Below are 21,688 nucleotides of genomic sequence, written 5' to 3'. Positions count from 1 at the left end.
ATGAGTAGCGCAATTTAGCAGCGCGCCAAATGGCTTCTCAGTTGAAAACGTATGAATCGCACCGTAAATGAGCAAAAGCGCCCTGTTTACGTGCACTTCAGGCGCAGGTTCGAACCTGTCTGATTTACCCGCCCGTCTCGGTACAAGCGCCCTGAAACAAGACTCGCGGCCATTCCAGGCCGAATGATAATCGTATGGCACATGTTTTGCGTACACGATCGTATACAAAAAAATCGTCGATCGTACTCCGATCACGTCACGACACACCGAGGGAGTCACGCAATGACAGATCAACGCCCGACCGGGTACAGCCCGCGCTTGCACAACCATGATCTGGGGCCGGTGCCGCAGAAGTGGACTTGGTACAACATCCTGGCGTTCTGGATGAGCGACGTGCACAGCGTCGGCGGCTACGTTTTCGCGGCCAGTCTGTTCGCTCTGGGCCTGGCCAGTTGGCAAGTGCTGATCGCGCTGCTGGTGGGGATCTGCATCATTCAAGTGATCGCCAATCTGGTCGCCAAACCCAGTCAGCAAGCCGCCGTGCCCTACCCGGTCATCTGCCGCCTGGCCTTCGGCGTCTTCGGTGCCAACATTCCCGCCATCATTCGCGGGCTGATCGCGGTGGCGTGGTACGGCATTCAAACCTACCTGGCGTCCAGCGCGCTGGTGATCGTGGTGCTGCGTTTCTTCCCGGAACTGGCCGCGTATCAGAATGTGACCTTTCTCGGGCTGTCGTGGCTTGGCTGGTCCGGCTTTCTGGAGTTGTGGGTGGTTCAGGCTGCTGTGTTCTGGACCGGCATGGAGTCGATCAGACGTTTCATCGACTGGGCCGGTCCTGCCGTTTACGCGGTGATGTTCGCGCTGGCAGGCTGGATTGTCTGGCGCGCCGGCTGGGATAACATCAGTTTCACCCTGGCTGAAAAAGAGTTGTCCGGCTGGGCGGCGTTCGGGCAAGTGGTCATGGCCATCGCGCTGGTGGTCTCGTATTTCTCTGGGCCGACGCTGAACTTCGGTGATTTCAGCCGCTATTGCCGCAGCATGGCCGACGTGCGCCGCGGCAATTTCTGGGGTTTGCCGGTGAATTTTCTGGCGTTTTCACTGGTAACGGTGGTGATCGTCTCGGGCACATTGCCGATTTTCGGTGAGATGATCCACGACCCGATCGCGACCGTCGCGCGCATCGATAACACCACGGCCGTGCTGCTCGGCGCCTTTACTTTCGTGACCGCGACGGTCGGTATCAACATCGTCGCCAACTTCGTTTCCCCTGCCTTCGACTTCGCCAACGTGGCGCCCAGCCGCATCAGCTGGCGTGCAGGCGGCATGATCGCTGCCGTAGCGTCGATCTTCATCACCCCCTGGAACCTGTTCAACAACCCGGAAGTGATCCATTACACCCTGGACGTGCTGGCGGCCTGTATCGGCCCGCTGTTCGGCATCCTGCTGGTGGATTACTACCTGATCAAGAAACAGCAGATCGACGTCGACGCCCTGTTCAATGACACGCCAAGCGGTCGTTACTGGTACACCAACGGCGTCAACTGGATCGCGGTCAAGGCATTGCTGCTCACTGCACTGGTCGGTCTGTGCTTCACCTTTGTCGAGTGGTTCAAGCCGATTGCCAACTTCGCCTGGTTTACCGGTTGCATCCTGGGCGGCGCAGTGTTTTATGCGCTGACCCGCTGGTCGCCGGTGCAGGCTGCCAACCTGCCTGCGCCCGTCGGCCAGCATTGAGACGTTCGCAGGACGCTGAATACTTGAATGAAACCAGCGCTTTAAGGTGACTCGCCGAGCCCGGCATGACCTGAAAGCGCTGCCCTGCCTGCTCCGCTGAAAATAGCGCGCACCTCAAATGATATTAATTTAACATCACCCTATCCAGAATCATGGAATGATCGAGTGTCACTGATCGCTCTGTGAGGCATCAGGCACAAAATAGAATAAATTTTGTACAACTTTCAGGCCGCTGCGCTGCCCTATGACTGAGTCTTTGTGAACCAGGCGTTCAAGTGGGTCGATAGTGATGAGCAATGATGTTTCTGGCGGCAGGCCATTTGCCCCCCAGCCACCCCCGCCTTCGGAGCAGGAAGCGACCGAGCAGCTACAACTCGCCCTGGATTCAGGGGCAGTTGTCGGCACTTGGGTGTGGGACATCATTGCCGATCAGTTGACCGGCGATGAGCGTTTTGCCCGGACCTTCGGTTTGTCCCCGAAGCTGTGCGCCAAAGGCTTGCCACTGGAACTGGTGATTGCCTCCATTCATCCCGACGACTCGGCCAGAGTCGACAAGTCAATCGAGGACGCGCTTCAAAGCAGCGAAACCTACCGATGCGAATACCGGGTTCTGCATGAAGACGGTCTTTATCGCTGGATCGAAGCCAGCGGACGAATCGAGCGCGATAGTCGCGGCAAACCTGTTCGCAGTCCGGGCGTATTGCTCGATATAGACAGCCGTCGCACGGCTGAAGAGGAGCGCGACCGTCTCAACGAGTTGCTGAGGATATTCACGGCTGCCGTTCCCGGCGTCGTCTACGCCAAGGATCTCGAGGGTCGCATGCTGGTCGCCAATCGTGGCACCGCTGAACTGATCGGCAAACCGCCCGCGTTTTTCATCGGCAAGACGGACCTGGAGTTTCTGGATGATGAGCAACAGGCACGGGTGCTCATGGAAACCGACCGCCGGATCATGCAGAACAATGTCAGCGAACAGATCGAAGAACACGTCAACCTGCCTGACGGCTCTGCAGCGACGTGGCTCTCGACCAAAGCGCCCCTGCTCGATGAAAACGGCGAGGTGATCGGTCTGATCGGCTCGTCTGTTGATGTCACCGCCAGAAAAAAAGCCGAAGAAGCGGTCAGAGAACTCAATCAGACACTCGAACAGCGCATCGAACAAGCCGTTTTCGAACGCGAGCAGATCGAAGACGCCCTGCGCCACTCGCAGAAGATGGATGCCGTCGGGCAACTGACCGGAGGCATCGCTCATGACTTCAACAACCTGCTGGCCGGTATTTCCGGCAGCCTGGAACTGATCACCAAACGGTTGGCTCAGGGGCGCGTCGGCGATGTTGACCGTTACGTGTCGGTCGCCCAGGGCGCAGTACGCCGCGCGGCGTCGCTGACTCACCGTCTGCTGGCGTTCTCCCGACGCCAGACACTGTCGCCGAGAGTCACCGACGTCAACGGGTTGATTCATGACATGGAAGAGTTGATCGCCCGTACCGTCGGCCCGGAGATAGACATAAAGGTCGTCGCCCAGAATGATCTATGGCCTGCGCTGATTGATCATGCCCAGCTGGAAAGCTCGCTTCTGAACCTGTGCCTCAACGCCCGTGACGCGATGCCCAACGGCGGGCGCATTATCATCGAGACCGCTAACGCGTCCCTTGAAGAGTGCACCGATCCGGACCATGGCATTCCTGCCGGCGAGCACCTGAGCATACGGGTCACCGACACGGGCATCGGCATGAGTCCGGACATTGCCGCCAAAGCCTTCGAACCGTTCTTCACCACCAAGCCCATAGGTGCCGGCACCGGTCTCGGGCTGTCGATGGTGTATGGTTTTGTGCGCCAGTCCGGCGGGCAGATTCGCGTCGAATCGGTCGAAGGCCAGGGCACCAGCGTGGTCATGCACCTGCCACGCCACACTGCTGAAAATGCTCCCCGCCCCGTCGAGCCGGAAGTCATTGAAGAACCGCCGCATCACACCGGCGAAACCGTCCTGATCGTGGACGACGAACCCTCGGTGAGGATGCTCGTCGCCGAAGTCATCAGCGGTCTGGGCTACAACTGCCTGGAAGCGGCAGACGCACAGTCAGGTTTGCAGATCCTGCAATCGGACACACGCATCGACCTGTTGATCAGTGACATAGGCTTGCCGGGCGGCATGAATGGCCGGGAAATGGCCGATGCGGCAGGCGACTGTCGACCGGGCCTGCCGACCCTGTTCATCACCGGTTATGCCAAAACATCCGTGCTGGACGATTGCCACCTGCGGCCTTGCACGCAAGTGCTCACCAAGCCGTTCGGGCTGGATGCGCTGGCCGGGCGAGTGACAGGCCTGATCGGCGCTGACGCGGTCGCCCGCGGGTTTTCGTAGGGTGAATCCGACCACGCCTGACGGTCGGTATTTTGTGGTCAGGGACCAACTCTGGCGGTGCTCCAATCCCTCTTTGAGCGACGACGTCCGCCAGCATCTGGTGGATGAGCTGATGGCTGCACGTCGCGCAGTCAAGACCGCCAAGGCGTCCGAAGACCCCGAAGCCTTGAAGACGGCTCGGACCAGTGTGGACAAGGCCAAGGTTGCGCTTGGCGAGCGCGGTGACGTCTGGTGGACCGATGGCGCCGAGGATTTCAATCGGCGCAAGGTGAAAAACACGCCTTATGCACAGTGGTATCTCGATTTGAATCACCCTGCCTACTGAACTGACAGCGTCATTCTGAACTGAAGGATGAAACTTTCAGGTGTTTTGTCATTTATATGACATATGACATTCATAAACATCGATTCCCGCCGATAACCACCCCAGCTTTACCCACTACCTATGACTCCTTGCGTAATACCCCTCTAAAGGCTCATACCGGCATGAGAAAATCTTTAAAATTCAGCCATAAAATCCTATTGGCAGCGTCCCTCGTGGTAATCGCCGCATTCACGCTATTCACCTTCTACAACGATTATCTGCAGCGCAATGCGTTGCGCGTGCAGCTCAAGGAGAACCTTAACCAGACAGGCGAAAGCACCGCTGGCAATATCCGTAACTGGCTTTCAGGGCGAATTCTTCTGGTAGAGAACCTGGCGGAAAACGCCTCTTCGCCTCAGTCCGCGCAAGAGCAGAATCGGGTGCTCGGCCAACCCACGCTGATCGCCACCTTCATGAGCATTTACCAGGGCAGAAGTGATGGCTCCTTTGTCACCCAGCCGCCTGATGACATGCCGGCCGATTACGACCCGCGAACCCGGCCGTGGTATGTCGATGCCGTTCGCGCCGGCAAAACCATTCTCACCGAGCCGTATCTGGACGCCGTGACCAAGGGCCTGATCGTGACCCTTGCCACACCGATCAAGGGTGAATCTGGCGTGGCCGGCGTGATTGGCGGTGACCTGAGCCTGGAAATCCTGGTGAAGATGATCAATTCACTGCGACTGCACGGCGACGGATACGCGTTCCTGGTCGATGCGAATGGCCGCATTCTGGTTCATCCGGACACCTCGCTGGTGATGAAGACGCTGGCCGAAGTCTACCCGACGAACACACCGAAGCTGTCGCAAGACCTCAGTGAAAGCGAATATGCCGGCAAGACACAGATCCTTACCTTCGCTCACGTGGACGGTCTGCCATCGGTCAACTGGTACGTCGGCGTGGCGATGGATAAAGACATCGCCTACGCGGCGCTGGGCGAGTTCAGAAACTCAGCCATCGTGGCCACTGTGATTGCTGTGGTGCTGATCATCCTGCTGCTGGGCATGCTCCTGAGCGTCCTGCTGCGGCCACTGAACCTGATGGGCCGCGCCATGCACGATATCGCTGCCGGCGAAGGTGACCTGACCAAGCGCCTGATTATCGAGAGCCAGGACGAGTTCGGCTATCTGGGCAACGGCTTCAACCTCTTTGTAGAGCGAATCCATGACTCGATGCGTGAAGTCGCCTCCTCTACCGTGCAGCTCAACGAAGTTGCCCAGCGCGTATTGAACGCATCCAACTCGTCGATGCTCAATTCCGATCAGCAGTCCCACCGCACCAACAGTGTCGCCGCAGCCATCAATGAGCTGGGCGCCGCAACACAGGAGATCGCCCAGAACGCCGCGCGTGCATCGGGGCACTCCAGCGATGCACGGACGTTGGCATCTAACGGGCAGGACGTAGTCGGGCAGAACATCTCGGCCATGAGCCGTCTCTCCAAACGCATCAGCAGCGCAAGCGAGCAGATCGAGACGCTGAATACCAAAACAGCCAACATCGGCCAGATCCTCGACGTGATTACCGGCATCTCCCAACAGACCAATCTACTGGCCCTCAATGCGGCCATCGAGGCCGCGCGTGCGGGTGAGGCCGGCAGAGGTTTTGCCGTGGTTGCCGATGAAGTCCGCAGCCTGGCGCACCGAACCCAGGAATCAGCGAGTCAGGTGCAGGAGATGATCGAGCAGTTGCAATCCGGTGCTCGTGAAGCCGTGGCGATCATGAACGACAGCCAGCGCGAGAGCGTTGAAACGGTCGAGATTGCCAACAAGGCCGTGACAAGTCTGGAAAACGTCACCGAACGTATCGGCGAAATCGACGGCATGAACCAGTCGGTGGCGACTGCCACCGAAGAGCAGACCGCCGTCGTGGAAGCGATCAACGTGGACATCACCGAGATCAATACGCTGAACCAGCAAGGCGTAGAGAACCTGAACGCGACCCTGCGCGCGTGCACTGACCTTGAACAGCAGTCCACTCGATTGACGCAGTTGGTGGGCAGTTTCCGAATCTGACGTGGCAAGGCCGCTGCCGGGAACTGTTCGGCAGCGGCCTGCCTTGCATAGATATCGGGGAATAGCGCCAATCTCTCGTTTTGGCGGTATGGTTATGCTTTCTATGAGGGTGATCAATGGCCGTCCAAAACCCCAGCAGTTCTCAAAAGCACCTGGCGGTGCTGATCGATGCCGACAATGCGCCAGCAGCGATCGTAGAAGGCCTTTTCGAAGAGATCGCCAAATATGGCGTGGCCAGCGTCAAACGCATCTATGGTGACTGGACCGGCCCGCAACTCGGCGGCTGGAAGAAAGTTCTGCTCGACTACTCCATCCAGCCCATCCAGCAGTTCGCTTACACCAAAGGCAAGAATGCGACTGACAGCTCATTGATAATCGACGCTATGGACTTGCTCTACACGCGTCGTTTCGACGGGTTCTGCCTGGTGTCCAGCGACAGTGACTTCACACGCCTGGCTTCACGTTTGCGTGAGGAAGGTCTGACCGTTTATGGCTTTGGCGAAGAAAAGACACCCAAACCCTTCGTGGCGGCCTGCGACAAGTTCATCTACATCGAATTGCTTCGTGAAGAGATCACCACACCGGCCACCGGAGACTCTACGCCGGATGCAGCTGCAACACCGAGCAACGTGAAATCGATGGCAACTGAGCCGAGCAAGAAACCCAAAGCCCCTGTGGGCTTCATTGCAAAGATAATGGACGATATTGCTGATGAAGACGGCTGGGCACCCTTGGGCGCCATTGGCACAAACATCACCAAACTGCGGCCTGAGTTCGATCCTCGTACCCATGGCTACAAGAAACTGAGCGATTTGATCAAAGGCTATCCACAAACGTTCGAGCTACAGGCCCGTCCGGCCTCGGGCGGAACGGCAGTGCTCTATGCGCGGCATAAGCTGCAGGGCAAGTGAGGTTCGTCAGTCCGGGACTGACAGTTGCGACTGTCGGTTCTTTCCTGACGCTGTAGCTGGAACGGCACCGTCGATCACACGTAAAAAAGGTCAGCCTGAAAACTCCGGTCTTCCAGTACGGCCGCACCTGTTTCGGTAACACCAAGAACAATGTGCTGGACATAGGGAAACGAGATGTCGTGCTCCAGCACAGCGGCTGAAACCAGCAAACCCTCTTTGACCAGCTCATCAATCATTGCCATAAAATCGCCAGCCGCCGGAACGTCTGATTGAAGGCGTATCAGCGCGAGATAAATCTGGCCAGACGTCAACTTTCCAGGGCGGACGAAGTTGGCGCTGCGGACGATTTCAAGCACCGCCAATTCATCGGAAAAATTATTAAAACCCATAGCGGCCTCCCACTTCTGAAGACGCTGACTCGCCTGTCCGGCTGTGTCAGGACTTTTAAAAGAAGCTCAGCTCGTGATGAGCGGAAACGCATCTGGCTTCCGTTATTCATCTTGCAATTAAACTAGCCAGATCCAGCTGGCACATACGGATTTCATGAAGCTGCGTATAGACGCTTCAGAGTGGAACCGTTGGAAAGGCCATCCGTTGCGGGTGCCGTTAACGATGATCCGGTTTCAGAAAGTTCATCGCTTCCGCAATCACCGACGGATGATCAATCAGCCGATTGTGACCAAGCCCTTCAGTGGTAAACAGACGCGCCCCCGGCCATAGTTCTGCAAAACGAGCGCCCTTTTCCCACGGTGTTTCACGGTCACGGCGGTCATGAATGATCAGGGCGGGACGATCAAGCAGCGGCAGTCGCGAACTGGCGTCGTAGTCTGCAAAGCGGCGACCGGTCAGCGAGTGCAGGACGCCCTCGAAAGGTTTGAATACTGTGTGGGCAACACCGACCGAATCGAATAGTTGAAGTACGCTGTCCGTAGGTGCCAGGAACGGCGCAATCAGGATAAAACGATCAGGGCACCACGACTGTTCCTGAGCGAAAACAATCGATGAAGCGCCCAATGAATGCGCTATCACCGCCGCAGGTTTTCCGAAATGGCGTCCCACATGCTGCTGCACAGCCACGAACTGGGTCATGTGGCTGATATTGCCTGCGCTCAACCCGTGCGCGGGCTGATCGAACCCCACCACGGCGTAGCCCATCGAGCGCAGTAACGGGACCCATCCGATAAAACGCATTGCGTAACTTGACCAGCCGTGGGCCAGCAACACATACGGCTGGCTGGAGGGATCGCCCCAAACATAGGTGGCAATTCTGATGCCGTCCAGTTCAAGGCTACCGGTTTGCACATCCGTCGCTGTACTCAGAATTTCGGCAGCCTTGGCACGTCCGGACGCCTGCGGAGTCACAAAACGTTGAGCGAGGTATCTTCCAGTGATGCCCGGTAGAATACGGCTGCTCAGCGTGAACATGCCGCGCAGCGTCAATAGTCGAAGCCTGTTGATGATGTCGCTCATCGCTATTCCCCACGCCCGTCAGATGATCTGGCGCCATTAGAACAGCCTATCTTGTCACTGACAAGATAGGCTGAACCGATGGGAATATAACTTTTGTTTCATGATAGGGAGCCTTACATGTCGACTTCAGACGCCCCACGGACCTACCACCACGGCAATCTGCCCGCCGTCCTGCGTCAGGCCGCCTGGGATATCGTGGGGGAAGCGGGAGTCCGCGGCATGTCACTGCGCGAGTGCGCCAGAAGGGCGAATGTCTCTCATGCCGCCCCCGCCCACCATTTCGGCTCTCTGGAAAATCTGCTGGCGGAGGTGGTGGCCGATGGGTATGAGCGCATGGCCGACGTCATCGTTGCCGTGCAACAGGAACTTGACGACACCCTCCTGGGTTGCGGCATTGGTTATGTAAGTTTCGCCAAAAGTTACCCGGAGCACTTCCGGTTGATGTTTGGCGCGGGTGTAAACCGCACGTTGCCCAGGCTTCTCGAATCGGGTGAACGTGCGCTGCAAGTCCTCCGCCAGTCGATACGCAACGCCTGGATAACAAAATACGGTAGCGAGCCCGACCCGGAACTGCTTGAACAGCGCACCTTCCTCGCCTGGAGCACCGCGCATGGCTACGCTTCCCTGACCATCGACAGAAAGACGAATACCCCCCCTATTCCCTCTGCCGAGTCGGTACTGCAATTGATGACATGCGCCGTGCTTATGCCGTCAGACTGAAAACAGACGCACTGACCTCCATCAGATCGATACACAACCGCCGTCGTGACTGCGCTTGCGCAGAAGCGGTTTCGGCGGTGTGCATGCAATTTGCCCGCACGTCTTCCCATGATGTTCCCCACGTCCCCTTCCGAAACACGAGCAGGATCGACACGGCCTATTTTTGATGTCGATCAACATCAATACGTTGACATTTTAGATTTTGATCGTAATCATAACTGCCATCTCCTCCACGCAGTTTACGAGTACATCCTCCATGACAACGCCATCCACTGTTCTCATTACCGGTGCTTCCAGCGGCATCGGCGCGGTATATGCCGAACGATTTGCCCGTCGCGGTCACAATCTCGTAGTGGTCGCTCGTGACAAGGCACGTCTTGATGATCTGGCAGCACGCCTTCGTGAAGAAAACGGCGTTGCCGTTGAAGTCATTCAGGCCGATTTGACTCAAGCTGCCGACCTCACAGCTCTGGAAACCCGCCTGCGTGAGGACGCCAGCATCGGTGTGCTGATCAACAACGCGGGCATTGCTCAATCCGGAGGGTTCGCGCAACAGAACGTCGAGTCCATCGACAAGCTTGTCGCCCTCAATATCATCGCCCTGACACGCCTTGCGGCCGCCGTGGCCCCACGTTTCGCGCAGTCCGGCTCGGGCTAGATCGTTAACCTCGGTTCGGTGGTGGGCTTTGCGCCAGAGTTCGGCCTGTCGGTCTACGGTGCGACCAAGGCCTACGTGCTGTTCCTTTCCCAGGGAATGAACGTGGAATTGGCGACCAACGGCGTCTACGTCCAGGCGGTGCTCCCGGCGGCTACGCGTACCGAAATCTGGGAGCGTGCGGGGATCGATCTGAACACGATTGCAGAGGTGATGGACGTCGACGAACTGGTTGATGCGGCACTGGTGGGCTACGACCGCCGCGAGCAGGTGACCATTCCGCCGCTGCATGTAGCGGGTCGTTGGGACTCGCTGGATGAGGCGCGGCAAGGGCTGTTGTCGGACATTCGACAGGCTCAGGCGGCCGAGCGCTATCGCCCGCAAGCCTGAGGCGGGTCAAGCCGCGGCAGATGCACACCCTTGTTCGACGATACTGGAATCAGAGCGTCATGAAAGCACTGACATTCGAAAAGTACGGCAAGTCGCCTGAGATTGCGATTACCCACGTCCCCATACCGGCCATCAAACCTGACGAACTGTTGGTGGAAGTTCACGCGGCCGGGTTGAACCCGATCGACAACATCATCACTACGGGGGTCTTCAAGCCTGTAGTGAAGTTGCAACTACCGGCCACCATGGGCAGCGATCTGGCAGGCATGGTCATTCAAGTAGGCAGCGCAGTCACTCGTTTCAAGGCAGGCGACGCAGTATTCGCGAGCCTGTTCGAACTGCGTGGGGGCGCCATCGCCCAGTTCGCCGCCGTACCGGAACACGCTGCCGCATTGAAACCCGCCAATCTGGACTTTGTTCAGGCCGCCTCCATCCCGATGGTCGGGCTTACGTCGTGGCAGGCATTCAAGGAACGCGCCCCTCTTAAAGCGGGCCAGAAGGTGTTCATACCGGCCGGGTCTGGAGGTATCGGCACCTTCGCCATCCAGCTGGCCAAACACCTGGGCGCCACAGTGGCCACGACCACCAGCGCGGGGAATATGGAGCTGGTTCGCAGCCTGGGCGCAGATGAAGTCGTGAATTACAAAGAGCAGGCATTTGAACAAGTGCTGCACGACGTTGACCTGGTGCTCGGCACCACCCGGGGAGACGACCTTGAAAGAGCTGTCGGCATCCTCAAGCCCGGCGGCAGGATCGTATCCCTGGCCGGCCCGCTGGATAAGGCATTCGCCAAGGCTCGGCGGATGAATGCCTTCTTCACATTCGTATTCGGGTTGATGAGCCGCAGGATCACGCGCCTGGCGAGGAAGAAAAATGTGTCGTACTCGTTTCTGTTTGTTCGCGCGGATGGCGCTCAACTTGGCGACATCGCCAGGTTGCTCGAAAGTGGCCAGATAACACCGGTGATTGACAGGGTCTTTGCGTTTGAACAGGCCAGCGAAGGGCTTGAATACCTGGGCCAGGGCCGTGCCAAAGGCAAGGTCGTCGTGAAGATCAAGTAAGCGTTTATTCAACGTCCACTCAGCCACCATTCAGGCCCGCATCTGTCGAGCATTGGAGTATCAAATGGACACCTCTTCCGAAAGAACCGCAATCGTCACGGGTGCCTCATCGGGCATCGGTCGTGCCACCGCAGAGGCGCTGGCGCGCGCGGGGTATACCGTGTTTGGCACAAGCCGCAAAATTGGTGACAGTTATGCAAAGGTCTCCATGCTGACCTGCGATGTCACGAATGACGACTCTGTCCGCGCGCTCGTTGCCACCGTGTTTGCGAAAACCGGGCGTATCGACCTGCTCGTCAACAATGCCGGCATCGGTATGCTGGGCGGGGCCGAGGAGTTCTCGATCCCGCAAGTGCAGGCACTGTTCGACGTCAATCTGTTTGGCGTCATGCGCATGACCAGCGCAGTACTGCCGTCGATGCGCCAACAAGGTCGGGGACGCATTATCAATATCGGATCGGTTCTGGGGCTGATACCCGCGCCCTACTCGGCTCATTATTCGGCGGTCAAACATGCTCTGGAAGGCTATTCGGAATCGCTCGATCACGAAATTCGCGCCTTCAACGTCCGGGTTTCGGTCATTGAGCCGGCATTCGTACGCACCGTCTTCGATCAAAACGGCATCGAGCCGGACTCACGGTTGCCGGAGTATGATCAGGCGCGAGCGGGTGTCCGTGCGTTGCTCGCCGATGTGATGCCGACAGCCGACCTGCCCGAGGTTGTCGCAGCGGTGGTACTGAAAGCGGCGAGCGGTGTTCGCCCACGGCATCGATACACCGCCGGCAAGGCCGCCCGACAAATCAGCCTGCTACGGCGCTTCGCGCCTGCCGGAGCGTTCGATAAAAGCTTGCGCAAGCAGTTTCGCTTGCCGGTATAGATGCCATGGTCTGGACGTATCAGCGCCTTTCCATACTGACTTGGCTCGGCAATGGCCCGCAGGCGCGATAGGTGTCGATCAACGTGTCAAAAAGGGAAATGTCCGACCTGCTTCTGGCAACCAGTTGAGCGCCCGCCACAGCGGAAAAAATGGCCTGCGCCCGCACCTCGCTGTCCGCAGGCGGGCAAATGTTCGCTGCCACCAGAAGCTTGCTCAGCCAGGCAATGTTGACCTGGGCGAATAGCTGCATTTCTTCAGTCATCTCCGGCGGCAGGTTGTCGGTTTCAGCGCCGACGAAAGTGCCCAGGCAAAGGCGGTTTTCAACCTCCAGCGAGCGCCGGAAGATCTCCGGAAAGCGCTGTAATGCTTCGCTGGGATCGGGGGTTTCTTCGGCGATCGTCTCAAGTGCAGCGGCACCGTCCTGCCAGTATCGCCTGGCAACAGCGACACCCAGATCAGCCTTGCTGGGGAAGTGGTAGTAAATACTGGCCGGCTTGATTCCGACCTGGGCGGCCAGATCGCGAAAGTTCAGGCCGTTGTAGCCCTGGGACTGGGCGATGTTTCTCGCAGCAAGCAGGATCGCCTCACGGGCGTTGATGGTCATCGTAGTGCCTTGTACTTCGGACGCGTTTCTGGAGACCGGCACATGCTAATTCAAAAACCTGCCTTTTGTTAGGTAGAAAGACGGTGTGGCGCATGGCAGCAGCCATCCGCTGCTGAACGGCCATCGTCGGTTTCTCACAAGCTGAAACGGCTATCGCCGGGAACATCCCGCATGACGTTCCCGGCGATAAGGTGAGCGTAAAAACAGCTCAATCACTCGGCCGGCGAGTCCAGCTCGGGAATACCGCTGCTGCGATCAGCATAGGCCGCCTGAAAAGCCGGACGTTTCTGCCAGCGCTGCCAGTACAGGTCCAGAAACTCGAAACGCTCATCCAACGGCGTGGCGTTGACCGGGAACCTGGAGAAGGCAATAGCAGTTGCAAGCGTGATGTCCGCGAACGTTGGCGCATCGCCGCCCAGCAGCCATTCGCGACCATCGGACAAATGACGATTGACCAATGCCGCGTGGCTCAGCGCTTCTTTGCGGCAGTGCTCGCCCCATGCTTCGTTCTTGGTCAGTTCAAGCTTGAAACCGAGTCCGGTGTGCAGCACGTGAAAGGCCGTAACGATCCGATAGAGGATATGCACCCAGATGCGGTTGTCCCACATGTTATCGAGGCCCTGCTCCAGAGCGCCCTCGCCCATGATCTTGCGGCCCGGATAAGACTGATCCAGATAGCGAGCGATAGCAGCCGTCTCGGATATGAAGCTGCCGTCTGCCAGTTCCAGGGTCGGTGTTTCACCCCACGGGTTCATGTTCAGATGACGCCAGCCACGCTGCTCTCCACCCGGCGTCATGTCATAAATGGTTTCTTCGAACTGATCGGCAATGCCTTTTTCGTGGATGAACAAACGCAGGCGTTGAGGATTCGGAAAAGCCGAAGGAGAGGTGAAAAGTCGCAATTTAGAGGTCATGGTCGGGCCTGTGAGGTAGGGTAAAACACCTACCTAACTATCGTTAGGTAGCCACACCGTAGAGGCACTTTTGTTCTGAGTCAACGTTTACCTAACACTTGTTAGGCCAGTAGTATCCACTCGGCTGATCAGCAAGCCTGGCAATCGGAGAAGATTCTGCTGAAAATGCAGCCTTCAGGCATGGATTGGCCCGCATTGACAGCGCTCAAACGTGAGCGCCTTGATATCCTGTCCGCCGATCTCGGGCGGCCAGTGAGTGCCGCTCAAAACCGTACAAAACTCGGGCTCGAACCACAGGCCTCGCCAGGCCGCATAGCGCAGAGAAAGAAGGAAAAAGAATGCAGCACGCTTCGCTGAACCGTTTTCGTACCGGGTTGCTCGCCTTGCTTTTGCTCTGCGTGACCTTGCCAGCCCTGGCCCAGAATGCTCCCGCCCCCCAGGCCGATAGCGCCAGCAGCGCGCCCCCTGCCGTGGATGCTCCGAGCCTGGATGATCTGAGCCAACAGCTCGATCAGATCCGTCAGAAAGTGACGGTCAGCGCCAACGACGACCTGCTTTCAAGCCTGCGCCAGGCGGCTTTGCAGGTCCAGAAACAAGCCGACAATCTGGTTGCTCAGCAGGCTGTCGATATCGAACACCTGAATGATCAGCTCAACATTCTCGGGCCGGTACAACCGGACGAAGCGCAAAGCCTGACCAGTCAGCGCAAGACGTTGAACGCGCAGAAAAACGCGCTGGTCAATGATGAACGTCAGACCAATGAGCTGAGCCAGTCAGCCCGGGATCTGGCGACGCAGATATTCAACCTGCGCCGCAGCCTCTTCGATTCACAGATCAGCACGCGCACGGCAAGCCCGCTCAGTTCGGCATTCTGGTCCACGCTGATTCGCCCGACCGATGACGACCTGGGACGCCTGAACAGGCTTCTGGTGGACGTGCGCCAGGTACTCAACAACGCGATGGCACCGGACAACCGTGTGCAATTCATCAGCGTGGTGCTGGGCGCGTTGTTCATCTGGGTGGTTGTCCGGCGCCTGCTGGAGCGCCTGCTGATCTGGGCGATGATTCGCTGGCTGCCCGAAGGCCGTCTGCGCCGCAGTGCTCTGGCCCTGGCGGTCGGGCTGTCGACCATTCTCACCATCACCATTGCCACTTCCTTGCTGCGCTGGGGAATCGTCCACAACGCGGTGCTCAGCAATGACGTGGTCAATCTGCTCGATCAGGTGCAGACGCTGATTACCTTCTGCGCCTTCATCGTCGGTCTGGGCCGCGCGCTGTTGATGCTGGCACATGCCTCGTGGCGCCTGCCGCAAATTCCTGACCAGATTGCCACCGCACTGGGCCGCTTCCCCCCTGCCCTGGCGCTGGCACTGATGGTCATCGGCACGCAGGAACGAATCAACAGTGTGATTGCCAGCAGCCTGGCACTGACCGTTGCGGTCAATGGCCTGACGGCACTGGCGGTTTCGCTGGTGTTCTTCTACGCCCTGTTGCGCTACCGCCGTACCCGCCGCCGCTTTGAACTGGAGCGGCCGGCAGGCTTCGCCGGGCTGATTCCGTTTATCGTTGCGGTGTGGGTCGGCCTGAGTTTGCTGGCGTTGTTGAGCGGCTACCTGACGCTGGCTTACTTTCTGGCAGTGAAACTGCTCTGGATCAGCGTGGTGGCGTCCACTGCATACCTGCTGATCGCCTGCTTCGGTGACATCTGCGAAACCCTCCTGTCGCCCAAACAACCTGGCGGCCTGGCGCTGGGCTCAGCGCTGGGCTTGTCCACTCGCCATCAGGCGCAGGCAAGTACCGTACTGGCCGGCATAGGCCGTACCTTGCTGCTGCTCACCGCTGTACTGCTGGCGTTCATGCCTTCAGGGTCGAGCCCGGGCGACCTGCTCGCCAGCTTTACTCAGCTGGATGTCACATCCAAATCCATGGGCAACCTGAACATTGTCCCCAGCGACATTCTGGTGGCATTGGTTTGCCTGGTCGTCGGCCTGCTGAGTGTGCGGGTACTCAAGGAATGGTTTGGAGAACGCCTGCTGCCCGAAACCAACATGGACGCGGGCATGCAGGCCTCGCTGGTGACCCTGATCGGTTACATCGGCTTTGTGCTGGTGGTGGCCGTGGTGATGTCCACGCTCAATATCAACCTCACCAATCTGACCTGGGTGGTCAGTGCGCTGTCGGTGGGGATAGGTTTCGGCCTGCAAGCCATTGTGCAAAACTTCATCTCCGGCCTGATTCTGCTGACCGAGCGCCCGGTCAAAGTCGGCGACTGGGTAAGCCTGGCGGGGGTCGAAGGCGATATTCGCCGGATCAACGTCCGCGCGACCGAAATCCAGATGGGCGACCGCTCGACAGTGATCGTGCCGAACTCGCAGTTCATCACGCAGAACGTCCGCAACGTGACCATGGGCAATGCGCTGGGCGTGGTCGGAATCACCCTCACCCTGCCCCTGGAAACAGATGTTCTGCAAATACGTGAACTGCTGCTGCAGGCCTTCACCGAGCATGAAGCGATACTCGACGCACCAGCACCGTCAGTCACGTTCAAGGACCTGACCAATACCGGTTTGATCATCAGCGCCAGCGGCTACGTGAACAGCCCACGCTCGGTGGGTGGCGCACGGAGTGATCTGTTGTTTACGGTCTTGGGGCGTCTGAGGGAATTGGGTGTAGCGCTGTCTGCACCGCAGAGCATGGTATTGATTAATGAGGGGGCTGGGAAGGAAGCGGCGGCTGAGGAGAGTCAGTGATGCTTGTTTGTGTGGTGTCCCAGGCGGGGTTCGAACCTGCAACCTTCCCCTTAGGAGGGGGATGCTCTATCCAATTGAGCTACTGAGACACTGCGTGCCGACACACCGATCGGTGCCAGCGAGGACGGCGTGCATCTTAGCGGCATGTGGCGCTTTTGTCATGTCGTCATTGCCCTTCGACCCTGTAGCCGATGTCGCCTGAAAACACGGCCTGATAAACCGATCATGCAATTTGCAACCCCCCAAAAAGCCATCATTGCAAAACGCACTGTAGAGCACTTTTTTTAATTTAATAACTAATTGATTCTAAAGGATTTTTTGTCATTTTCCGATTGGCATGCAGACTGCATTATTGATATCTGTGGAACACATCTCATCCCAAACGGTCGGGCACAGGTACTGGAAAATGAACAAGACTCTCTCAGTGTTGAATGCGGCAGCTCTGGTGGCTCTGGTAGCATTTCATTTCCAGGATTCTGGTATCAAGGATGCTCAGGCCATCACGCCTGCTCCTGTCCACCACCAGATCAGTCAGGCGCCAAAGCCGGCAATCATGACCGAACGCGTTGCGAGCGCAGCGGTGCTGGCCAATGACGATGATGAGTCACTTCAGTTTCCACGCGCTGAACAGAGCTGGGTTTTCTGATAACGCCCGCAACGACCCTTCCAAGAGAGAGTAGCCATGTCAAAATCCGCGTTGTCATTTCTGGTCCTGGCGATCATGGCTGTCGTCGCCGACCTTTTGCTTCCTGTTAATGCACAGGCCATGAGTATCGCTGCAAACATCGCCGCAGGCGTGTTCGCCAGTCTCTTCGTGGTTGCGTTGTTCGTCGGTCGCCGCTTCAAATTCGACCCGGTGCTTCGCTGACAGCGAAGCTACCCGCGGTAATTTGCACGGTCGTCTGACCGTTCGCATCCAGAATCTCCCCTCCTCCGAAAGAACCTTCCTGCACCGCAGCCAACCCTTTGTCGGCTAACATCGGTCACGCTGAATTTAGACGCGTACTCAGAGTCAAATGGCCATGACAGCAAAAAAGCTCAATGGCGTGCCCTTTTATCCGGGGACAAATGTGATGAGTTTGCAAATTCGCTCGCATTTCTGATAATTGGTGCTGGCAATACGCCGCTACCTGAGTCAATATTTGTCACAGAATTGACGCCAAGGATTCGACGTAATACGGCATGATGTCGGCCCCTTGGAACCCCGGTTGAACATTTGGCCAAAATGATTGTCTGACTGTGACAATCTTGCGGCCACTTGCTAGAACCGCTTCCCCTGAACTAACCGGTTAAATATATGAGCCCTATGAAACAGGCTACTTATTCCAGCCGCACGGCTGACAAGTTCGTCGTTCGCCTACCAGACGGCATGCGTAATCGCGTGCAAGAGGTAGCCAAGAATCATCACCGCAGCATGAACTCGGAAATCATCGCTCGTCTCGAACAAAGCCTGATTCAGGAAGGTGCTCTTGGTGATGAACCAAGCCTGCGCCTCGATAGTCCTGAGCTGTCCTTGCACGAACGCGAGCTGCTGCAGCGCTTTCGTCAGCTTTCACATCGTCAACAGAACGCTCTTGTTTCGCTGATTGCTCATGACACGGAACTCGCTTCCGAAGAGTCCTGAGATTTGACGTAACAGACAAAGGCCAGCGAAAGCTGGCCTTTTTCGTTGTAGCCTTTTCTTTATTAGTCGTCGGCTTATTGCGTTACACAGCGACCTGAAGACTTGGCGGAAGCATAAAAAAACCGCCTGATCATGGCGGTTTTTTTATTTCAATAGACTCTAGCCGTCGCGAGCCTTAGAGCAGAAAGATCGTCGCCAGCCCGAGAAAGATGAAGAAGCCGCCGCTGTCGGTCATCGCCGTAATCATGACGCTCGCCCCCATCGCGGGATCTCGCCCCAAACGTGCAAGCGCCATAGGAATGGAAACACCCATCAGCGCTGCCAGCAACAGGTTGAGCGTCATGGCTGCGGTCATGACCACACCCAGCGACCAGCTGTCATACAGGAAGTAGGCGACCACGCCGATCACCCCCCCCCAGATCAGACCATTGATCAAGCCGACAGCCAGCTCCTTGCGCAGCAATCGCGCCGTATTACCGGTATTGACCTGATCCAGCGCCATCGCGCGGACGATCATGGTGATGGTCTGGTTACCGGAGTTGCCGCCAATCCCGGCCACGATAGGCATCAGCGCAGCGAGCGCCACCAACTTCTCGATGGAGCCTTCGAACAGGCCGATCACACGCGAGGCCAGAAACGCGGTTACCAGGTTGACTGCCAGCCAGGACCAGCGGTTGCGCAGCGAACGCCATACCGACGCGAAGATGTCTTCTTCTTCACGCAGACCCGCCATGTTGAGGACTTCGCTCTCGCTTTCCTCACGGATCAGGTCGACCATTTCATCGATGGTCAGACGGCCGATCAGCTTGCCGTTCTTGTCCACGACCGGCGTGGAGATAAGGTCGTAACGCTCAAACGCCTGTGCCGCATCGTAGGCATCGTCTTCAGGGTGAAAGCTGACCGGATCGTTGGCCATGACTTCGCCAACCTGCTTCTCCGGATCATTGACCAGCAGACGCTTGATCGGCAGCACGCCCTTGAGCACACCCTCGGAATCGACTACGAACAGTTTGTCGGTGTGACCAGGCAGCTCTTTGAGCCTGCGCAGGTAGCGCAGCACGACTTCAAGGCTGACATCCTCACGGATCGTCACCATCTCGAAGTCCATCAGCGCACCGACCTGATCCTCGTCATAGGACAAGGCCGACCGCACGCGCTCACGCTGCTGTGAATCCAGTGTTTCCATGAGCTCGTGAACGACGTCGCGGGGCAACTCGGGAGCAAGGTCGGCCAGTTCGTCGGCGTCCATGTCCCGTGCCGCCGCAAGCAACTCATGATCGTCCATGTCGGCGATCAGGGTTTCACGAACGGAATCGGATACTTCAAGAAGAATGTCGCCGTCGCGCTCGGCCTTGACCAGCTGCCAGACGGTCAGGCGGTCTTCCAGGGGCAAGGCTTCAAGGATATAGGCGACGTCGGCAGAGTGAAGGTCTTCGAGCTTGCGTTGCAACTCGACGAGGTTCTGCCGGTGAACCAGGTTTTCTACACGGTCCTGATGCTGACCTTCCTGACGGTGGGTCAGGTCTTCAACAATACGCTGGCGCTGCAGCAGATCGACAACCTGAGCCAGGCGATCCTGCAAGCTTTCCTGCGTTTTTTTTACTTCTCTTTCGGTCATAGGCGAACTCCACTCCCAGCAGCGAAGCACGCCGGGAGATCAATCAGTTAATTCATGATTGTTGAAAAACATTATCGAGTAACGACTGGGTATGTCCATGGAGGTGTTCCACAAGCCCCGGCGGAGCTGACGGGCGCAATGATACACCGCTTTGAGCGAAGCGCACGCGAGAAAATTCAGCTCATAACAACCGTTTGCAGCGCAAACCTGCACAACTCCGTAAGCCAGCCAGGGTTCGACGTCACATTCAGCCAATAAAACACGCTCGCCCCTTTCAAAGACCGCAGTTAGCCTTTGCCGACACCTGTCACGGAGGACCTTGAGCATGCGACCTGAAAATCATCTGCTGCTGTGGAGCGCCCTGCTCTGCCTTCCTGCCGCTGCAACCGCCAGCAACGTTCATCGCTGCGAGGATGCATCCGGAAAGATTACGTTTACCACCCTCGGCTGCCCGGATGGGCACAGTACCCGCCTGCAGAGAGCCTTCAACGCACCACCGGGAACCCGTATCGATGTACTGCCGCCCGCCAACACTGCGCAAACCGCGCGTGGAAAACCGGCAGATCAGACACTGGTCGTGGTCGGCACACGCGATGATGGCTGTGGAAACCGCTTGAGTGCCGAACAGCGCCGGGCTGCGATCATCAACCAGCGCACCCCTCCCGGTATGACGCAGCGTGATGTCGAGAGCCTGCTGGGACGCCCCGACAAAGTCACTAACCGCAACGGAGAATTGCATTACGTGTACAACCAGAAAAAAGGCCGCAGCAATAAGGTGACATTTGACGAGAACGGATGCGTTAAAGGAAAACGCTAGAAAGCAAAAAGCCCACATCTTTCGATGTGGGCTTTTCGTTTGTATGGTGCACTCGACAGGATTCGAACCTGTGACCGCTCGGTTCGTAGCCGAGTACTCTATCCAGCTGAGCTACGAGTGCATTGGTGTTTTTAGACCAGATCACCTCTGGTTGGAGCCAGTTATCGGAAACCTTGTAATTACTTACAACACTTCAAACAACTTTAAATGGTGCACTCGACAGGATTCGAACCTGTGACCGCTCGGTTCGTAGCCGAGTACTCTATCCAGCTGAGCTACGAGTGCATGTGTTGGTGCCGCGCATTATAGGTCGTAAAATTGTTTAGTCAAGCACTTTTTCTAGTAAATTCAACAACTTACAGATCAAGCCCAATCTTACGCACTACATAAATAATGGCGGAGAACGGGGGATTCGAACCCCCGACACCCTTTTGAGGTGTACTCCCTTAGCAGGGGAGCGCCTTCGGCCACTCGGCCAGCTCTCCGCAACACGGGGCGTATAATAACCACCCTTTTCCCCGTTTGCAAACCAAAAATTCAATAAAAATTAATGGCTTGGTTCTTCGTCCTTCTCTTTCTTGATACGCAGGTAAATCTCTTCACGATGAACCGCGACTTCCTTGGGCGCATTGACACCAATACGCACCTGATTACCCTTCACTCCGAGCACGGTGACGGTGATCTCACCATCTCCAATGATCAGGCTTTCCGCGCACCGACGAGTCAGAATCAGCATACTTTTCTCCTTACGCCTTTATTCAGGGACAACAGTCTGCAAACCTATAGGCAGTGACAGTAGCAA

At 57.3% G+C, this 21,688-nt stretch carries 19 protein-coding genes, 4 tRNA genes and 2 pseudogenes; 15 read left to right on the top strand and 10 right to left on the bottom strand.

Annotation, left to right across the window (positions count from 1 at the left end):
- Window positions 1–282: 282 nt before the first annotated feature.
- The 6 genes and pseudogenes from PCPL58_RS11230 to PCPL58_RS11210 all read left to right on the top strand — a co-directional run bounded on the left by PCPL58_RS11230 (window position 283) and on the right by PCPL58_RS11210 (window position 7,386).
- Window positions 283–1,734 carry an NCS1 family nucleobase:cation symporter-1 gene (locus PCPL58_RS11230; RefSeq protein ID WP_065349425.1) on the top strand — a complete coding sequence of 484 codons (1,452 nt, stop codon included), beginning with the start codon at window positions 283–285 and terminating at the stop codon, window positions 1,732–1,734.
- Window positions 1,735–2,023: 289 nt separating this feature from the next.
- Window positions 2,024–4,099 (top strand): hybrid sensor histidine kinase/response regulator, encoded by a 2,076-nt coding sequence (locus PCPL58_RS11225; RefSeq protein WP_065349424.1) that lies wholly within the window; start codon window positions 2,024–2,026, stop codon window positions 4,097–4,099.
- A gap of 1 nt (window position 4,100) precedes the next feature.
- On the top strand, window positions 4,101–4,424 hold the full coding sequence (locus tag PCPL58_RS11220) for a hypothetical protein (protein WP_065349423.1): 324 nt from the start codon (window positions 4,101–4,103) through the stop codon (window positions 4,422–4,424).
- 56 nt (window positions 4,425–4,480) lie between these two features.
- Window positions 4,481–5,620 (top strand): annotated as a pseudogene (locus PCPL58_RS32615) (HAMP domain-containing protein); the annotation flags it as partial.
- A 15-nt stretch (window positions 5,621–5,635) separates the two neighbouring features.
- Window positions 5,636–6,475 (top strand): methyl-accepting chemotaxis protein, encoded by an 840-nt coding sequence (locus PCPL58_RS32610; protein WP_371857162.1) that lies wholly within the window; start codon window positions 5,636–5,638, stop codon window positions 6,473–6,475.
- A 116-nt stretch (window positions 6,476–6,591) separates the two neighbouring features.
- Entirely contained in the window at window positions 6,592–7,386 is a 795-nt protein-coding gene (locus tag PCPL58_RS11210) for an NYN domain-containing protein (RefSeq protein ID WP_065349421.1), read from the top strand.
- A 74-nt stretch (window positions 7,387–7,460) separates the two neighbouring features.
- Here PCPL58_RS11210 and PCPL58_RS11205 read toward each other — a convergent pair whose 3' ends face one another.
- On the bottom strand, window positions 7,461–7,775 hold the full coding sequence (locus PCPL58_RS11205) for a hypothetical protein (RefSeq protein WP_003434609.1): 315 nt from the start codon (window positions 7,773–7,775) through the stop codon (window positions 7,461–7,463).
- Between the two features lie 217 nt (window positions 7,776–7,992).
- Window positions 7,993–8,856, bottom strand: a complete 864-nt coding sequence (locus PCPL58_RS11200) for an alpha/beta hydrolase (RefSeq protein ID WP_054080889.1) — start codon at window positions 8,854–8,856, stop codon at window positions 7,993–7,995.
- A gap of 117 nt (window positions 8,857–8,973) precedes the next feature.
- Between PCPL58_RS11200 and PCPL58_RS11195 the strand changes: the two genes are divergently transcribed.
- The 4 genes and pseudogenes from PCPL58_RS11195 (at window position 8,974) to PCPL58_RS11180 (ending at window position 12,559) form a co-directional block, all read left to right on the top strand.
- The gene (locus tag PCPL58_RS11195) at window positions 8,974–9,576 is read left to right on the top strand and encodes a TetR/AcrR family transcriptional regulator (protein WP_003434607.1); all 603 of its coding nucleotides are present in this window, start codon (window positions 8,974–8,976) and stop codon (window positions 9,574–9,576) included.
- 256 nt (window positions 9,577–9,832) lie between these two features.
- Window positions 9,833–10,621: pseudogene (locus tag PCPL58_RS11190) on the top strand (SDR family NAD(P)-dependent oxidoreductase).
- 59 nt (window positions 10,622–10,680) lie between these two features.
- The gene (locus PCPL58_RS11185) at window positions 10,681–11,682 is read left to right on the top strand and encodes an NADP-dependent oxidoreductase (protein ID WP_065349420.1); all 1,002 of its coding nucleotides are present in this window, start codon (window positions 10,681–10,683) and stop codon (window positions 11,680–11,682) included.
- 64 nt (window positions 11,683–11,746) lie between these two features.
- On the top strand, window positions 11,747–12,559 hold the full coding sequence (locus PCPL58_RS11180; RefSeq protein WP_065349419.1) for an oxidoreductase: 813 nt from the start codon (window positions 11,747–11,749) through the stop codon (window positions 12,557–12,559).
- A gap of 19 nt (window positions 12,560–12,578) precedes the next feature.
- Here PCPL58_RS11180 and PCPL58_RS11175 read toward each other — a convergent pair whose 3' ends face one another.
- Window positions 12,579–13,163: a TetR/AcrR family transcriptional regulator gene (locus PCPL58_RS11175; protein WP_065349418.1), complete on the bottom strand. Its 585-nt coding sequence runs from the start codon at window positions 13,161–13,163 to the stop codon at window positions 12,579–12,581.
- Window positions 13,164–13,375: 212 nt separating this feature from the next.
- The gene (locus PCPL58_RS11170) at window positions 13,376–14,077 is read right to left on the bottom strand and encodes a glutathione S-transferase family protein (protein WP_065349417.1); all 702 of its coding nucleotides are present in this window, start codon (window positions 14,075–14,077) and stop codon (window positions 13,376–13,378) included.
- 338 nt (window positions 14,078–14,415) lie between these two features.
- Between PCPL58_RS11170 and PCPL58_RS11165 the strand changes: the two genes are divergently transcribed.
- On the top strand, window positions 14,416–16,827 hold the full coding sequence (locus PCPL58_RS11165) for a DUF3772 domain-containing protein (protein ID WP_065349416.1): 2,412 nt from the start codon (window positions 14,416–14,418) through the stop codon (window positions 16,825–16,827).
- A 12-nt stretch (window positions 16,828–16,839) separates the two neighbouring features.
- On the opposite strand, the gene PCPL58_RS11160 is transcribed toward PCPL58_RS11165, so the two are convergent.
- Window positions 16,840–16,916 (bottom strand) — tRNA-Arg (locus PCPL58_RS11160).
- Between the two features lie 317 nt (window positions 16,917–17,233).
- Here PCPL58_RS11160 and PCPL58_RS11155 point away from each other — a divergent pair.
- The 3 genes from PCPL58_RS11155 to PCPL58_RS11145 all read left to right on the top strand — a co-directional run bounded on the left by PCPL58_RS11155 (window position 17,234) and on the right by PCPL58_RS11145 (window position 18,451).
- Complete coding sequence (locus PCPL58_RS11155) at window positions 17,234–17,473, top strand: hypothetical protein (RefSeq protein ID WP_065349415.1); 240 nt, start codon at window positions 17,234–17,236, stop codon at window positions 17,471–17,473.
- A 36-nt stretch (window positions 17,474–17,509) separates the two neighbouring features.
- Window positions 17,510–17,695, top strand: a complete 186-nt coding sequence (locus PCPL58_RS11150) for a PA3371 family protein (RefSeq protein WP_003369912.1) — start codon at window positions 17,510–17,512, stop codon at window positions 17,693–17,695.
- Between the two features lie 429 nt (window positions 17,696–18,124).
- The gene (locus PCPL58_RS11145) at window positions 18,125–18,451 is read left to right on the top strand and encodes an Arc family DNA-binding protein (protein WP_002554423.1); all 327 of its coding nucleotides are present in this window, start codon (window positions 18,125–18,127) and stop codon (window positions 18,449–18,451) included.
- A 175-nt stretch (window positions 18,452–18,626) separates the two neighbouring features.
- On the opposite strand, the gene mgtE is transcribed toward PCPL58_RS11145, so the two are convergent.
- On the bottom strand, window positions 18,627–20,069 hold the full coding sequence (mgtE, locus tag PCPL58_RS11140) for a magnesium transporter (RefSeq protein ID WP_003434593.1): 1,443 nt from the start codon (window positions 20,067–20,069) through the stop codon (window positions 18,627–18,629).
- Between the two features lie 325 nt (window positions 20,070–20,394).
- Between mgtE and bamE the strand changes: the two genes are divergently transcribed.
- Entirely contained in the window at window positions 20,395–20,886 is a 492-nt protein-coding gene (bamE, locus tag PCPL58_RS11135; RefSeq protein WP_003434590.1) for an outer membrane protein assembly factor BamE domain-containing protein, read from the top strand.
- A 44-nt stretch (window positions 20,887–20,930) separates the two neighbouring features.
- Here the strand turns inward: bamE and PCPL58_RS11130 are convergent.
- From PCPL58_RS11130 to csrA, 4 genes are all read right to left on the bottom strand, one after another.
- A tRNA-Arg gene (locus PCPL58_RS11130) sits at window positions 20,931–21,007 on the bottom strand.
- 87 nt (window positions 21,008–21,094) lie between these two features.
- Window positions 21,095–21,171, bottom strand: a tRNA-Arg gene (locus tag PCPL58_RS11125).
- Between the two features lie 109 nt (window positions 21,172–21,280).
- A tRNA-Ser gene (locus PCPL58_RS11120) sits at window positions 21,281–21,371 on the bottom strand.
- A 62-nt stretch (window positions 21,372–21,433) separates the two neighbouring features.
- On the bottom strand, window positions 21,434–21,622 hold the full coding sequence (gene csrA / locus PCPL58_RS11115; RefSeq protein ID WP_002554426.1) for a carbon storage regulator CsrA: 189 nt from the start codon (window positions 21,620–21,622) through the stop codon (window positions 21,434–21,436).
- Between the last annotated feature and the right edge of the window lie 66 nt (window positions 21,623–21,688).

Source organism: Pseudomonas cerasi (genome assembly GCF_900074915.1).
Lineage (GTDB): Bacteria > Pseudomonadota > Gammaproteobacteria > Pseudomonadales > Pseudomonadaceae > Aquipseudomonas > Aquipseudomonas cerasi.
The sequence above is the reverse complement of the archived record's forward strand: the minus strand, read 5'-3'. Positions and strand labels throughout refer to the sequence as shown.